Raw genomic sequence first — 14,597 nt, 5'->3', positions numbered from 1 at the left:
AAGGATGGCAACAGAACCTAAGTTTACCGTTTTTTGCCATCGCCCGCAGCCCTTTGGCCAATTTCAGGAATATGCTGAATCTTATGCCTGGGCCTTATTTTCCATTAACAGCGCTTTCAGTTCCGGGATACAGGAGCCGCAGTTGGTGCCGCATTTTAACTTCTCCCCCAGCTCGGCCGGCGTGCGGCAGCCCCCGGCGATAGCGTCGCTAATCGCCCGTTCGCCGACGCTAAAGCAGCTGCAGATGATCCGCCCGCGCGGCGCGACTTCGCCCCCTTTTCTGCCGCTCAGCAGCGCGTGGCGAAGCTCGGCCGTCGGCGGCGGGGAACTAAAGGCCGCGATAATCCATTCGCTTTCCACGACGGGTTCGCGCGCGTCGCTCCACCAGCCCAGCATCAGGGCGCCCTCATGCCACGCCAGCAGATTCCACAGCGCCCCGGCCTGAGCGACTTGTACCTGCCAGCCCTGGCGCTGGCACCAGTCGGTAAGCCAGGCGCGCGGGCTTTTATCCCCGGCCAGCGAAAGGTGCGTTACCCCCACCGCCGCCCGCCGCCGCCAGTGGAGCCATTCCGGTAGCGGAACCGGCTGACGACAGAACAGCTCGCCGTGCCATGCCGGAAGCCAGGCGGCGATCGCCACCGCCACCTGCTTGCTTTCCGGCTGGCCGGAGTGCGGGTCGGTCACTGCGGCCAGCAGATTATTCACCCGTCCCTGGCGGGCAAACTGATTATTCCAGTGCATCGGCACAAACAGCGAGCCGCAGCGCTGCCCGTCGCTGATAAGCACTTTGGCGACCATGACGCCATTGCGCGACCAGATCCGCGCCAGCTCGCCGTTCTGCAGCTGCCAGCGCCGGGCATCCGCCGGAGCCACCTCCACCACCGGTTCGGCAATATGCTGCATCAGACGCGGCACGGTTCCGGTGCGGGTCATGGTGTGCCACTGATCGCGGATACGCCCGCTGTTGAGGATCAGCGGATAGAAGGCATCGGTTTCGGCGCGGGTGCCCTGCGGCGTCACCGGCACCATGCGCAGCTTGCCATCGCGGTGCCAGCCCTGGTGCAGGTTCAGCGCGGCTCCGCTGCGGCTGACCGGCCAGCATACCGGCGCCAGGCCGTCCCACTCCTCGCGGCTAAGGCTGGCCAGCCCGCCGATATCAAACGCCCGCTGGCCGTCATTCTCGAACCCTGAAAGCGCGGCGTGTTCGCTGAAGACGTCGTGCGCATGCTGCCAGCAAAAGGCTTCGCCAAAGCCCAGCTCAGCCGCGACGCGGGAGATGATCCACCAGTCGGCCCTCGCCTCGCCCGGCGGCGGCAGAAAGCTGCGCTGGCGGGAGATACGGCGCTCCGAATTGGTGACGGTGCCGTTCTTTTCGCCCCACGCCAGCGCCGGAAAACGGATATGGGCAAAGCGGCCGGTATCGGTGTCAGCGGCAACGTCGGAGACGATAACCAGCGGACAGGCGGCCAGCGCCTGGCTCACCGCGTGGCTATCCGGCAGCGAAACCACCGGGTTGGTGCCCATGATCCATACCGCTTTCACCTCCCCGCGCCCGATGGCGGCAAACAGATCGACCGCCGTCAGCCCCGGCGTCTGCGCCAGCCGTTCGGTACCCCAGAAGCGCGAGAGGCGATGTAAATCCTGCGCTTCGAAGTTCATATGCGCCGCCAGCATGGTTGCCAGCCCGCCCACTTCGCGACCGCCCATCGCATTTGGCTGTCCGGTCAGCGAAAACGGCCCGCATCCGCAGCGGCCATATTTACCGCTCGCCAGGTGAACATTAATGATGGCGTTGCACTTATCGCTGCCGCTGGCCGACTGGTTAATCCCCATGGTGTAGAGGGTGACGGCGCGCGGCGCGGCGATAAAGTCACGATAGAAATCGGCAACCTGCTGCGGCTCAAGGCCGCAGAATTCGGCGACGGTTGCCACATCCCACTCCTGCGCCGCCGCCAGCGCCTGCTGCTGATCGCTAAAATGGCCGGCCAGCGGCCCGGCGCCGGCAATGGCGTTCAGCAGGCCGACAAACAGACCGCCGTCGCTGCCGGGCGCCAGCGCCAGGTGCACATCGGCGATATCGCAGGTGGCGGTGCGTCGAGGATCGATAACCACCACCCGCAGCTGCGGGTTGTCGCGCTTTGCCTGCGCCAGACGTTGATAAAGCACCGGATGCGCCCAGGCGGCATTCGAGCCCACCAGCACCACCAGATCGCTGTTCTCAACGTCTTCGTAGCTGCACGGAACCACGTCGGCGCCAAAGGCCCGCTTGTAGCCCGTCACCGCCGAGGACATACACAGCCGCGAGTTGGTATCGATATTGGCCGCGCCGATAAAGCCCTTCATCAGCTTGTTGGCGGCGTAATAGTCCTCGGTCAGCAGCTGGCCTGAGGCATAGAACGCCACCGCCTGCGGACCGTAGCGGTCGATGATCTCCCGCAGCCGTGAACCGGCGGCGGCCAGCGCCTGCGGCCACCCGACGGGTTTATCATCCAGCTCCGGCGTCAGCAGCCGTCCGGCCAGGGCGGTGGTTTCCCCGAGCGCCGCGCCCTTTACGCACAGGCGTCCGAGGTTAGCCGGATGTTCGGCATCGCCCCGCACGCTGACCTGGCCCCCGGCATCGACTTCAGCCAGCACGCCGCAGCCCACTCCGCAATAGGGGCAGGTAGTTCGCGTCTCCGCCATCAGGAAGCCTCCGCGCGCGCCAGCAGAACCTGGTTGCCCACCCACACTTTACCGTTCTCAACTTTTACCGGCCAGGCGCGTACCGCCTGCTCGCCGCCATCGCAGGCGCGGCCGTCGCGCAGGCGAATACGCTGTTTGTAAAGCGGGGAGATAACGATCGGCTCTCCTCCGGCGTCGCCGAGGATCCCCCGCGACAGCACGTTGGCGTCGCTGCCCGGCTCAAGGTTATCGAGCGCGTAAATCTGCTCGCCAAAGCGGAACAGCGCGATCTGCCGCTCGCCGAGCCGCGCGCCGATCCCGGCCTCGGCGGGGATCGCCTCGAGATCGCAAATCGCCTGCCACGGGCGGGCCGAAGGCGCGCCTTCGTGCAGCACGGGCGCCGTCACCGGCTGCGGCTGGCCGCGGAGCGACCGGCGCTGCACCGCGTCATCCGGCTGCTCGCTGTTGACGTAAGAGCGGAACAGCTCCAGGCGCTGCGGATCGTTAAGGGTGGTTTGCCACTCGCACTGATAGCTCTCCACCACCCGCGCCATCTCCTGCTCCAGCTCCTCGCCGATCCCGAGGCTATCCTCGAGGATCACCTCGCGCAGATAGCCGATGCCGCCCTCAAGGTTATCCAGCCAGGTGCTGGTGCGCTGCAGGCGATCGGCGGTGCGGATATAGAACATCAGCAGGCGGTCGACGGTGCGGATCAGCATCGCGTCGTCGATATCGCTGGCAAACAGATCCGCATGGCGCGGCTTCATGCCGCCGTTGCCGCAGACGTAAAGATTCCAGCCCTTCTCGGTAGCGATCACCCCAATATCTTTGCCCTGCGCCTCGGCGCACTCCCGCGTACAGCCGGAGACCGCCATTTTGATCTTATGCGGCGCGCGAAGGCCCTTGTAGCGATGTTCCAGCGTCACCGCCAGGCCGGTCGAATCCTGCACGCCGTAGCGACACCAGGTGGAGCCGACGCAGGACTTCACCGTGCGCAAGGATTTCCCGTAGGCGTGGCCGGTTTCAAACCCGGCCTCCGCCAGTTCGCGCCAGATAGCCGGCAGCTCCTCCAGGCGGGCGCCGAAGAGATCGATACGCTGGCCGCCGGTAATTTTGCTGTACAGCTGATAGCGTTTGGCAATCTGCCCAATGGCAATCAGGCCATCCGGCGTCACCTCTCCGGCCGCCATCCGCGGAACCACCGAATAGGTGCCGTCCTTCTGGATGTTGGCGAAGTAGCGGTCGTTGGTATCCTGCAGCGGCAAATGCGCCGGCTTCAGCAGATATTCGTTCCAGCAGGAGGCCAGCACCGAGGCCACCAGCGGTTTACAGATTTCGCAGCCGTGCCCCTGGCCGTAGCGGGCAATCAGCTGTTCAAAGGTGCGAATGTGGTTCACGCGCACGAGGTGATAAATCTCCTGCCGCGACCACGGAAAGTGCTCGCAGATATCTTTTTTGACCTCGACGCCCTGGGCGGAGAGCTGATACTCCATCACCTGCTTGACCAGCGCGCTACAGCCGCCGCAGCCGGTAGCGGCTTTGGTACAGCTTTTGATCGCCGCCATGTCGCCCGCGCCGCCGCTGACCGCCTGGCAAATATCGCCTTTGCTGACGTTGTGGCAGGAGCAGATTTGCGCGCTGTCCGGCAGCGCCGCTACGCCGAGCGCTTTCGGTGCGCTCCCTTCGAGAGCGGGCAGGATCAGGCTTTCCGGGCGCGCCGGCAGCGCCATGTCGTTGAGCATCATCTGCAGCAGCGTGGAGTAATCGCTGGCGTCGCCGACCAGCACGCCGCCAAGCAGCGTTTTGCCATCTTTGCTGACGACGATTTTTTTATAGATCTGCTCCGGCCCGTGGGTCCACTGATAGCTCTGGCTACCGGGCGTGCGCCCCTGAGCGTCGCCGAAGGAGGCGACGTCGATGCCCAGCAGCTTGAGCTTAGTGCTCATGTCCGCCCCGCTGAAGCGCGCCTCCTCTCCGGCGAGGTTCGCCGCCGCCGTTCTCGCCATCTGATAACCCGGCGCCACCAGGCCGTAAATTTTATTCTCCCACAGGGCGCACTCGCCGATAGCCAGCACGTCAGGGTCGGAGGTACGGCAGCGATCGTCGATGCAGATACCTCCCCGCTCGCCTACCGCCAGCCCGCCGCTGCGCGCCAGCGCATCCTGCGGGCGGATGCCGGCGGAGAACACCACCATATCGGTACCGAGCGAGCCGCCGTCGGCAAAATTAAGCGTCAGCCCCTCGGCATCGCGCACGATGGCCTGTGTCGCCTTGCTGGTATGCACCCCGACGCCAATATCGCTAATTTTCTCCCGCAGCATCGCCGCCCCCGGGCCGTCCAGCTGCACCGCCATCAGGTTCGGCGCAAACTCCACCACGTGGGTTTCCAGCCCCAGCTGCTTTAGCGCATTGGCGGCCTCCAGCCCCAGCAGGCCGCCGCCAATCACCACCCCGCGCTTCGCCCCGCTGGCGCTGGCGGCGATCCGGTCGAGATCGTCCAGCGTGCGGTAGACGAAGCAGCCGTCAAGATCGTGGCCCGGTACCGGCGGGACGAAGGGGTAAGAGCCGGTAGCCAGCACCAGCTTGTCCCAGTGGGTTTCGTGGCCGCGGGCATCGCGAACCACCCGCGCCTCGCGGTCAATGGCGGCAACCGACTCGCTCAGGCGCAGCTCGATCCCGTGATCGGTAAAGAAGTCCCCCGCCACCAGCGACAGCGATTCCGCGCTGCGGCCGGCGAAATATTCCGACAGATGCACCCGGTCATAGGCGGCGTAGCGCTCTTCGCAAAACACCACGATACGATACTGTTGATGCAGGTTCCGGCTGACGCATTGCTCAAGAAAGTGGTGGCCGACCATGCCGTGTCCGATCAGCACCAAAACAGGTTTTGTCATAGTGATTTGTCCTGCAGCGCGCGGCTGCGTTGAAGAAGGATCAAAAAGCCATTCCGGCGGCGCGCTGGTTCCCAGCTGTGCCGTCAGCGGCGCCGCGTTCGCGCAGTCGCCGAGCAATAAAACGCCGCGCAGCTTGCCGTCTCGCAGCAGCAGCCGGCGGTAGTGTTGGGCCAGCGGATCCCAGCTGGTCCACTGCTCATCCCGCTCCTCGGCCCGCAGCTCGCCGGCGCTGAACAGCTCAATACCGGTCACCTTCAGGCGGGTCCCGCTGTCCTGCCAGCTAAAGTCCGCCTCCGGCGTTGCGCACAGCCTCGCGGCCAGCACTTCGGCCTGGCGCAGGCAGGGCGCCACCAGCCCCCAGGTGCGGCCGTCTATTTCACAACATTCGCCAATCGCGCTGACGCCCGGCAGCGCGGTAGCCATCTGGCGATCGACGACAATTCCGCGCCGGCAGTCGAGGCCGCTGCGCTGCGCCAGCTGAATATTGGGACGGACGCCGGTTGCCAGCACCACGCGGCTGGCGGCAAAGGTTCTGCCGTCCTCCAGCACCACGTCGCGCTCGCGAATAGCCGCGATACGACACGCCGTCACGCAGCCAATTCCCCGCGCCTCCAGCTGGCTCTGCAGCTGCTGGCCGGCAAACCGATCGGTTTGCTGCTCCATCAGCCACTCGCCGCGGTGCAGTAAAGTGACCTCATCACCAGAACGACGCAGGGCGGCGGCGGCCTCAACGCCCAGCACGCCGCCGCCTATCACCACCGCCGGGCCGCCGGTCGCCAGAATGCCATCGACGTCGGCAAGGGTGCGAAAGGCGTAAACGTGCGGCAGCCCGGCGCCCGCCAGCGGCGGAATCACTGCCTGCGAGCCGGTGGCGAAAATCAGCTCATCCCAGCGCAGCTCGCCCCGGGTGGTGCGCAGGGTTTGCGCCCGCACGTCGACGGCCTCAACCGTCTCCCCGGTCCGTACCGTCACGTCGTGCTGCTGATACCACTGCGCGGGCAGCAGCAGCGTCTGGGCCAGCGTTTTCTCCCCCCCGAGCACCGGCGACAGCTGGATGCGGTTATAGGCCTGGCAAGGTTCATCCCCGATAATCGTGATGTGAAACGCGCCGTCCGCCCGCGCCGCCAGCGTTTCCGCTAATCGGGTGGCCGCCATCCCGTTGCCGATAATCACCAGTTGCCGCTTCATCGCCGCCCCCCTACGCCGCTTTCGGCTGTTTTTCGTAGAGGAAATGCAGGATCTGCTGGCGCAGGTGGTGATAGCGGCTATCGTCCGCCAGCTGCACGCGATTGCGCGGCCGGGGCAGATTGATATCGAGGATTTCACCGACCGTCGCCGCCGGGCCGTTGGTCATCATCATTACCCGATCCGACAGCAGCACCGCCTCATCAACGTCGTGGGTAATCATCACGATGGTGGTGTTCAGCGCCTGCTGAATTTGCATGACCGCGTCCTGCAGATGGGCGCGGGTCAAGGCGTCGAGCGCACCGAACGGTTCATCCAGCAGCAGCACCTTTGGCTTCATCGCCAGCGCCCTGGCGATCCCCACGCGCTGCTTCATTCCCCCGGAAATCTCCCCCGGGCGCTTGTGCAGCGCATGGCCCATCTGCACCCGATCGAGGTTGTGCTCAATCCACTCCCTGCGCTCGGCCTTGTTCATGGTGCGGCGAAAGACCCGATCCACCGCCAGCGCCACGTTGTCAAAGCAGGTCAGCCACGGCAGCAGGGAGTGGTTTTGAAACACCACCGCCCGCTCCGGTCCCGGCCCGGCGATTTCGCGGTTATCACACAGCAGGCCCCCTTCCGTCGGCAGCGCGATCCCGGCAATCAGATTCAGCAGCGTCGATTTGCCGCAGCCGGAGTGGCCAATCAGGCTGACGGTTTCCCCTTCGTAGATATCGAAGGAGACGTTTTGCAGAGCCAGAAACTCGCCGCTGGCAGTATTGAAACGCTGGCTGACGGCCTGTACCTGAATTAATGGTTTCATAACGACTCCCTATTTTTCCTGCCAGCTGAAGCGGCGGGCGATAAGCATGAGGCCCTGCTCAAGCAGCAGGCCGACGACGCCGATAATGACGATGGCGATAATGATGTTTTCCACGTTGAGGTTGTTCCATTCGTTCCAGATCCAGAACCCAATCCCCAGACCGCCGGTGAGCATCTCGGCGGCGACAATCACCAGCCAGGCAATGCCTATCGACAGGCGCACCCCGGTCAGCACCGCGGGCAGCACCGCCGGGAAGAGAATGCGGCGCATCACCGTCCATTCGGAGAGCTGCAAAACGCGCGCTACGTTGAGGTAGTCCTGCGGGATTCGTCGTACGCCTTCGGCGGTATTTATCACCATCGGCCAGATGGAGCAGATAAAAATGGTCCAGCTCGACGCGGGTTCGGCTTTCTGGAACAGCAGCAGGCCGATTGGCAGCCAGGCCAGCGGGCTGACCGGACGCAGCAGCGCGATCAGCGGATTAAACATGCGGGCAAAGAACAGCGAACGGCCAATCAGGAAGCCGAGCGGAATACCGACCAGCGCCGCGAGACCGAAGCCAACCGCCACGCGCTGCAGCGATGCCAGCACGTTCCAGCCGATGCCCATATCGTTAGGACCATCCTGATAAAACGGATCGGCAAACAGCGTCAGCGCCGAATCAAGCGTGCTGAGCGGCGTTGGAAAACCTTTGCCGTTGATCGCCGCCAGCTGCCAGCAGAGCAGGAGCAGCCCTAGCCCCAGCAGCGGCGGCAGCACCCGCTGGACGCTTTCGCGCAGCCAGCGCCTGACGGCGGGCGTTGGGCGCCGGACCTGCACCGGAGGCAGGATAATCACTTCGCCCGGCGCGTTTTCAGCGCGGGCTACTGCCGGTTGGGTACTATTTTTTTGCGCGTGTTTCATCTCATGCCCCCTTACGTTGAATCGCAAAGCCGCGGGCGTAGCCTTCAGGATCGGCCCCCGTCCAGACCGTTCCGTCCATCAATGTGCTGCTACGCATCACCTGACCCGGCGCGCTGATGCCGCCAACGGCCTGCGCCGCCTCTTTCCAGACGTCAATCCGGTTAATACGCTGCGCCACCGCCTGATAATCCGGCGCCGCTTTGAGCAGCCCCCAGCGTCGGAACTGGGTCATAAACCACATGCCATCCGACAGCCACGGGAAGCTGACTTCGCCGCGATCGTAGAAACGAATCGGGTGCGCGTCCTGCCAGCGGCGCCCCAATCCGTTGTCGTATTCACCCAGCATCCGCCCGGTGAGGTACTGCTCTTTGGTATTCAGCCACGCGCGCTTCGCCAGGATGCGCGCCGTCTCGCGGGTGTTGTCTGGCGAAGCCTCTATCCAGCGCGAAGCCTCCAGCACCGCCGCAACCAGCGCCCGGGCGGTGTTTGGGTTACGCTCCACCCACTCGCTGCGGGTGCCGAGAATTTTTTCCGGATGATCCGGCCAGATCTCCTGCGACGTCGCGGCGGTAAAACCGATGCGATCGTTGATGGCCCGCGCGTTCCACGGCTCACCGACGCAGAAGCCCACCATGTTGCCGATCCGCATGTTCATCACCATCTGCGGCGGCGGCACGACGACGGTGCGCACATCATCAAACGGATTGATGCCGCCGCTGGCCAGCCAGTAATAGAGCCACATCGCGTGGGTGCCGGTAGGAAAGGTATGGGCAAAGGTGTAGCTGCCCGGCGCGCTCTGGCTAACCAGCCGCTTCAGCGCGGCAAGATCGGTGACGCCTTTGTCCTGCAGATCGCGCGACAAGGTGATGGCCTGCCCGTTGCGGTTGAGGGTCATCAGGTTGGCCATTGACTGCGGTTTGCTGGCAATACCCAGCTCGAGGCCGTACAGCAGGCCGTAGAGGATATGCGCCGCATCCAGCTCGCCGGAGATCAGCTTGTCGCGCACCGCCGCCCAGCTGGCCTCTTTGGTCGGCACAAGGGTAATGCCGTATTTTTTATCAAAGCCTTTCAGCGATGCGATCGCCAAAGGCGCGCAGTCGGTTAGCGGAATAAAGCCCACCCGCACGGTGGTTTGCTCCGGCTTATCGGAGCCTGCCGCCCACGCTGACTGCATCACCCCAGGCAGCAGCATCGCGCCGCCAAGCGCGGCCCCTGCCTGTAGAAAACGCCGCCGTGTTATCGAAATCTTATCGCCCATACCCGCTCCAGAACGCGCAAAAAAAAAGCGCCCGACAGTGCTTACGCACTGCAGGACGCCTTTATCCATGGACCCGCATGCCGCCGTTGGCCTGCTGCCCAAAAATGATGAACTAACTCGATTTATCTAATGCAAACGGGATGCCAGTTTTCCATATGGCCGTTTTTGCCGGTTTTCCCCCTGCTGCTGCGGCGGTCAGGGCCAAAATTGCACCGTCTACAGGCAGAGAATGCCCACTCATTGTGCACCTACTCCTTTGGGGTTAGCGGCCATAATGACTTCACCATCAGCAGGGCGCGGGCGATTTCCACCATCCGCTGATTCTTATCCATCGCCATCTTGCGCAGCGCCTGCCAGGCCTGCTCTTCATTCATTCCCTGATGGGACATCAGGACGCTTTTGGCCTTCTCAATGACCTTGCGCTCTTCGAGGCTATCTTTTAGCGACGCCAGCTGGCCGGAGAGCTGCTGCAGCTCATACGCCTGCCGGCGCACCAGCGGCAGCAGCTGCCTGTCCAGCCGTCGCGCAACGTCATCGCCGCCCTCTTCTTCCGGCCACCGGTCGGGGGGCATCTCCGGTCCGCTCCCCTGCAGCAGCCGATCGGCGGCATCGAGCAGATCGCTAATCAGCCGCTCTTCCAGACCGCGCATCAGCTCCAGCCGCTGCGTCTGGGCGCAGAACCAGCGCAGCGCCGTCTCGCCGCTATCCGCCGAGGGCAGACGGGTGCAGGCGATGCGCCGAAGCTGCTCTATTTCGAGGCCGGCCTGGCACTGCTCATTAAACAGCGCGGTCTGCGCGGCGTCGGCCAGGGCCAGAAAGCTGTCAAAGCACGGCTGCTGCCCGTCGATTCGGTCCACCAGCAGCTGGCGCAGCTCGTCGCTGAACTGACCGCGGGCAAAGCCTGACGCCCCCAGCGCGCGCTCCTGCCCCACCAGCTCCTTGCCCTGCATAAAGCTGTAGAGCGCCACCATCCCTCCGGCTATCTGCGGATCGTCGATGCTGTCATTCAGCTGCGGGACGATATTCAGCAGATGCCGGATAATGCGGCTGAACTGGCCGGTCGCCTCTTCGGCGGCAATGGTGCGAAGGCCTACGGATTCGCGCAGGGCGGGAAGCTGCCCGAGATACCACACCGCGCTGGCGATACGCCAGCACAGGGCGCTGCTGGCGCTGCTGCGCGCCGGCTCCAGCGCCAGGCGAAAGGCGACCAGCTGTTCATTCACCAGCGCCCCGCCGGCGCGACACTCCGCGGCGTAGAGCCGGCCGCCGGAGCACAGCCAGATATTGGACGCCCCGCGCTCGCACTGCAGCATATGCACCAGGGCGCTGATCTGATTGGCCAGCGCTCCCTGCTGCGCCAGCTGACGCAGCTGCTGCTTCTGGAGCTGACGCGCATGTTGGAACCAGTCGTTTGCTTCAGGCACAGTGCCAGCCGTATTATTCATACCCCCTCCCGGGTTAACGCTTTATACTTCAGCTAAGCAATAACCGTGCCTTATACAAAGGAGTCCTTATGCAAAGTATTGTGCTTATCGCCAACGGCGCTGCCTACGGTAGCGAATCCCTGTTCAACAGCCTGCGCCTGGCGATTGCCCTGCGTGAACAGCAGTCCGAACTGGTGCTGAAGGTGTTTTTAATGTCCGATGCGGTCACCGCGGGGCTGCGCGGTCAAAAACCGGCGGAAGGCTATAACATTCAGCAGATGCTGGAGATCCTCACCGCGCAGAATGTGCCGGTGAAGCTGTGCAAAACCTGCACCGACGGCCGCGGGATAACCTCCCTGCCGCTGATTGAGGGCGTCGAGATCGGTACGCTGGTTGAGCTGGCGCAGTGGACGCTGGCGGCGGATAAAGTCCTGACCTTCTGAGTTAACCCTCTTTAGCAGGATTAAATGTCAGGCTGGCAGCGTTTATTGCGTTAAAAAATATGCCAGCTGAATGCTTTCAGGAACAACATCATTTTTGTTTAATCTTTATCCTTTTTTTTGATCAAAATCATCATCCGTACCTTCCCCATTTGGTGTTATGCCATGAGCAAAGTGTGAACAATATCACGCACAGGATTGAACGGGCAGGATGCTGTGGACTGACAAATACGGGGTAGGAAAATGGCAATGGTAAAAGCAAGTTTGACGTTGTTTGGCGGTGATACGCTGGTGGTTCGTTGTTCAGAGCGCTGCCATATTCACCTGATGAGCGCTAAGGTTCCAGGCGACAGCCACGCGGATGTGCTGAGCGTGCAGGACCGGGACAGCGCGTATATGACCGTGCCCTACAGCGGAACCTGGAACGTGCTTATCGACAGCCACAGCCAGTCGCTGGAGCACTCAATCAGCTACGTTCCCGCCTGAGGCATCCGCTGAGCTCGTTCTGACTACAGATTCAAACGCGTCTTCATGCCCGGGTTTCCCGGGCATTTCTCAGGCCAGCCCCGGCTGGCTGCTATCACCCAGCAGGTTTCGCACCTTGCCGACCAGCTCGTCGAGGCAATCATCGTGCATGCCGAGCTTGCGCAGCTCCTGCTCCAGCGAGAAAAGGTACTGAGCGTTAGTGCCTAGCGGACCGCTGGCTTTGGCGATCAGCGGCGCGATCACCTGGGCGCTGGTATCGGCTTCGAACAGCGGATGGCGCGGATCCATAATAAAGACCAGCGCGTTGACCGTCCTGCCGTCGTCAAGCTCCAGCTTGCACCAGGTCGGCAGATAACAGCCGGTGATCATCTCCCGCTTCCAGAGCAGGGTTAGCTCTTCTTCCAGCGTGCAGTCAGGCAGGCGATAGGCGACGCCGGTGGTGCGACCGCCCTCTTTCAACGCCAGCATGCGTCCGGGCTGATGCGCGCTTCCGCGCCCGGCGGTGAGCCGCAGACAAAAGGCGCGGTGCCAGCCCGGCAGCGTACCGGTACAGGACTCGCGATACTCCAGAGCCGGGTTCCACATCAGCGAACCGTAGCCAAAAATCCAGACCGATCCCGCATCCGGACGACAGGCTAACGTGGCCGCCAGCGAGGCCGCCCGTTGCTCTGCCGACCAGAGTAGCGATTCCTCAATAGCGCCAAACGCCGTTTTACAATCCGCATTGATTAAGAAATCACGTGTTAACACTTCTACTACCTCCGCCACTGCCCGCTTCCCGGCGTTTATCTGATGCCATCCCTGTGAAACATTCTTGTGAAACATTGCTGAATTATTATCCAGCTTTATTTGGCAATTAGCAATTAACGCCGCTCAGGCGCCGCGCGGGTAGCAGGATCGGCTATGACTTCCTGTGCCAGCGGTCATCGTCTCCTTTTTGATAGTCATGTTTTACCGCCGCCCAGGCCACTTTATGCGCCGTCTCTTCGCGGCTGGCGTCGCCCCGACGGTCCTCGCTATGCTTGTACTGGTCCCAGGCGCTATTAAAGGCTTCTTTATAAATCTCCTGGGCATGTTCAGGCAGGACGTGGCGGACGCTGTCGGGTAGGTCTTTTTTACTGTGATAAGGCATAGTGTTCTCCAGAAAGGGGCTGGAATTTAAGTCTGGAACGCAATATTGCGCTACGCAAGGCGCGAGGGAGTGAGAAGTGGACTTTAGTAATTATCTGAATAGTAAATATAAAAGCATAATAACAGCAGGTTATAGCAATCTAACACCATTAGTGGTTGATAGCGGTAAATTTAAGTAAAAAAACAAATCAATTTCCGTAATGTCTGTTATTTTATCAACTTACAGTATCTATAATTATAACACCTGCACAATATGGAGATGGTTCATGACCCATGCACATGAGGCGGTAAAAACCCGCCACAAGGAGACGTCCCTCGTATTTCCGCTGCTGGCACTGGCGGTGCTTTTCTTCTTCGGAAGTAGCCAGTCACTGCCAGTGGTTATTGCGATTAATATTCTGGCGTTAGTCGGTATTCTCAGTAGCGCATTCAGCGTAGTACGCCACGCGGACGTGCTGGCCCACCGCCTGGGCGAGCCGTACGGATCGTTAATTTTAAGCCTGTCGGTGGTTATTCTTGAAGTCAGCCTGATTTCCGCGCTGATGGCTACCGGCGACGCGGCGCCGACGCTGATGCGCGATACCCTGTATTCCATCATCATGATCGTTACCGGCGGCCTGGTCGGCTTCTCGCTGCTGCTGGGCGGGCGTAAATTCGCCACGCAGTATATGAATCTGTTCGGTATTAAGCAGTATTTAATCGCCCTGTTCCCGCTGGCGATTATCGTGCTGGTGTTTCCAATGGCCCTGCCCGGCGCCAATTTCTCGACCGGCCAGGCGCTGCTGGTGGCGCTTATTTCTGCGGCCATGTACGGCGTGTTCCTGTTGATTCAGACCAAAACGCACCAGAGCCTGTTTATTTATGAGCATGAAGATGACGGCGACGACGATGACCCGCATCACGGTAAGCCGTCGGCGCACAGCAGCGGCTGGCACACCGTCTGGCTGCTCATTCACCTGATTGCCGTGATTGCGGTAACCAAGATGAACGCCAACCCGCTGGAGACGCTCCTGACCAGCATGAACGCGCCGGTGGCCTTTACCGGTTTCCTGGTGGCGCTGCTGATCCTCTCGCCGGAAGGCCTGGGCGCCCTGAAGGCGGTGTTAAACAATCAGGTGCAGCGCGCGATGAATCTGTTCTTCGGTTCGGTGCTGGCCACCATTTCTCTGACCGTACCGGTAGTAACCCTGATTGCCTTTTTAACCGGCAATGAGCTGCACTTTGGCCTCGGCGCGCCGGAAATGGTGGTGATGGTCGCCTCGCTGCTGCTATGCCAGATATCTTTCTCGACCGGACGGACGAACGTGCTGAACGGCGCGGCGCACCTGGCGCTATTCGCCGCCTATCTGATGACCATTTTTGCCTGATTCACCGCCCCCCGGCCGGGGGAGATTCGCTGCGGTCTGCCGCATA

The 14,597-nt window shown here is 62.1% G+C and carries 11 protein-coding genes; 3 read left to right on the top strand and 8 right to left on the bottom strand.

Features of this window, described 5'->3' with window-relative positions:
- Positions 1-81: 81 nt before the first annotated feature.
- From NWP14_RS02150 to nasR, 6 genes are all read right to left on the bottom strand, one after another.
- Entirely contained in the window at positions 82-2,682 is a 2,601-nt protein-coding gene (locus NWP14_RS02150) for a nitrate reductase (protein ID WP_095101990.1), read from the bottom strand.
- Entirely contained in the window at positions 2,682-6,743 is a 4,062-nt protein-coding gene (gene nirB / locus NWP14_RS02145) for a nitrite reductase large subunit NirB (RefSeq protein WP_375214698.1), read from the bottom strand. Before nirB ends, NWP14_RS02150 begins: the two co-directional genes overlap by 1 nt.
- A 10-nt stretch (positions 6,744-6,753) precedes the next feature.
- A complete protein-coding gene (locus tag NWP14_RS02140; RefSeq protein ID WP_095101986.1) occupies positions 6,754-7,542 on the bottom strand; it encodes an ABC transporter ATP-binding protein in 789 nt (262 codons plus the stop codon).
- Positions 7,543-7,551: 9 nt separating this feature from the next.
- The gene (gene ntrB / locus NWP14_RS02135) at positions 7,552-8,445 is read right to left on the bottom strand and encodes a nitrate ABC transporter permease (protein ID WP_095101984.1); all 894 of its coding nucleotides are present in this window, start codon (positions 8,443-8,445) and stop codon (positions 7,552-7,554) included.
- A 1-nt stretch (position 8,446) separates the two neighbouring features.
- Complete coding sequence (locus tag NWP14_RS02130) at positions 8,447-9,703, bottom strand: CmpA/NrtA family ABC transporter substrate-binding protein (RefSeq protein ID WP_095102284.1); 1,257 nt, start codon at positions 9,701-9,703, stop codon at positions 8,447-8,449.
- A gap of 248 nt (positions 9,704-9,951) precedes the next feature.
- The gene (nasR, locus tag NWP14_RS02125; RefSeq protein WP_331834373.1) at positions 9,952-11,148 is read right to left on the bottom strand and encodes a nitrate regulatory protein NasR; all 1,197 of its coding nucleotides are present in this window, start codon (positions 11,146-11,148) and stop codon (positions 9,952-9,954) included.
- Positions 11,149-11,216: 68 nt separating this feature from the next.
- On the opposite strand from nasR, the gene NWP14_RS02120 reads away from it, so the two are divergent.
- Both NWP14_RS02120 and NWP14_RS02115 read left to right on the top strand, forming a co-directional pair.
- The gene (locus tag NWP14_RS02120; RefSeq protein WP_095101980.1) at positions 11,217-11,570 is read left to right on the top strand and encodes a DsrE/DsrF/TusD sulfur relay family protein; all 354 of its coding nucleotides are present in this window, start codon (positions 11,217-11,219) and stop codon (positions 11,568-11,570) included.
- A gap of 240 nt (positions 11,571-11,810) precedes the next feature.
- Positions 11,811-12,053 (top strand): DUF1883 domain-containing protein, encoded by a 243-nt coding sequence (locus NWP14_RS02115; protein ID WP_076947669.1) that lies wholly within the window; start codon positions 11,811-11,813, stop codon positions 12,051-12,053.
- Positions 12,054-12,122: 69 nt separating this feature from the next.
- Here NWP14_RS02115 and NWP14_RS02110 read toward each other — a convergent pair whose 3' ends face one another.
- Both NWP14_RS02110 and chaB read right to left on the bottom strand, forming a co-directional pair.
- Positions 12,123-12,803, bottom strand: coding sequence for a gamma-glutamylcyclotransferase (locus tag NWP14_RS02110; RefSeq protein ID WP_095101978.1), 681 nt, complete (start codon positions 12,801-12,803; stop codon positions 12,123-12,125).
- Positions 12,804-12,954: 151 nt separating this feature from the next.
- Complete coding sequence (chaB, locus tag NWP14_RS02105; RefSeq protein ID WP_041146096.1) at positions 12,955-13,185, bottom strand: putative cation transport regulator ChaB; 231 nt, start codon at positions 13,183-13,185, stop codon at positions 12,955-12,957.
- 265 nt (positions 13,186-13,450) lie between these two features.
- Here chaB and chaA point away from each other — a divergent pair, with 265 nt between their 5' ends.
- On the top strand, positions 13,451-14,551 hold the full coding sequence (gene chaA, locus NWP14_RS02100; protein ID WP_095101976.1) for a sodium-potassium/proton antiporter ChaA: 1,101 nt from the start codon (positions 13,451-13,453) through the stop codon (positions 14,549-14,551).
- The last annotated feature ends 46 nt before the right edge of the window (positions 14,552-14,597 follow it).

Source organism: Klebsiella sp. C349492 (assembly GCF_042055345.1).
Classification (GTDB): domain Bacteria; phylum Pseudomonadota; class Gammaproteobacteria; order Enterobacterales; family Enterobacteriaceae; genus Klebsiella; species Klebsiella scottii.
Note: the sequence above shows the minus strand (reverse complement) of the source record. Positions and strands in the feature narration are given on the sequence as shown.

Coding starts and splice junctions, on each gene's coding strand:
- NWP14_RS02130 (WP_095102284.1), bottom strand. CDS start 9,703: ATGGGCGATAAGATTTCGATAACACGGCGGCGTTTTCTACAGGCAGGG.
- NWP14_RS02120 (WP_095101980.1), top strand. CDS start 11,217: ATGCAAAGTATTGTGCTTATCGCCAACGGCGCTGCCTACGGTAGCGAA.
- nasR (WP_331834373.1), bottom strand. CDS start 11,148: ATGAATAATACGGCTGGCACTGTGCCTGAAGCAAACGACTGGTTCCAA.
- ntrB (WP_095101984.1), bottom strand. CDS start 8,445: ATGAAACACGCGCAAAAAAATAGTACCCAACCGGCAGTAGCCCGCGCT.
- chaA (WP_095101976.1), top strand. CDS start 13,451: ATGACCCATGCACATGAGGCGGTAAAAACCCGCCACAAGGAGACGTCC.
- NWP14_RS02140 (WP_095101986.1), bottom strand. CDS start 7,542: ATGAAACCATTAATTCAGGTACAGGCCGTCAGCCAGCGTTTCAATACT.
- NWP14_RS02115 (WP_076947669.1), top strand. CDS start 11,811: ATGGCAATGGTAAAAGCAAGTTTGACGTTGTTTGGCGGTGATACGCTG.
- NWP14_RS02150 (WP_095101990.1), bottom strand. CDS start 2,682: ATGGCGGAGACGCGAACTACCTGCCCCTATTGCGGAGTGGGCTGCGGC.
- chaB (WP_041146096.1), bottom strand. CDS start 13,185: ATGCCTTATCACAGTAAAAAAGACCTACCCGACAGCGTCCGCCACGTC.
- nirB (WP_375214698.1), bottom strand. CDS start 6,743: ATGAAGCGGCAACTGGTGATTATCGGCAACGGGATGGCGGCCACCCGA.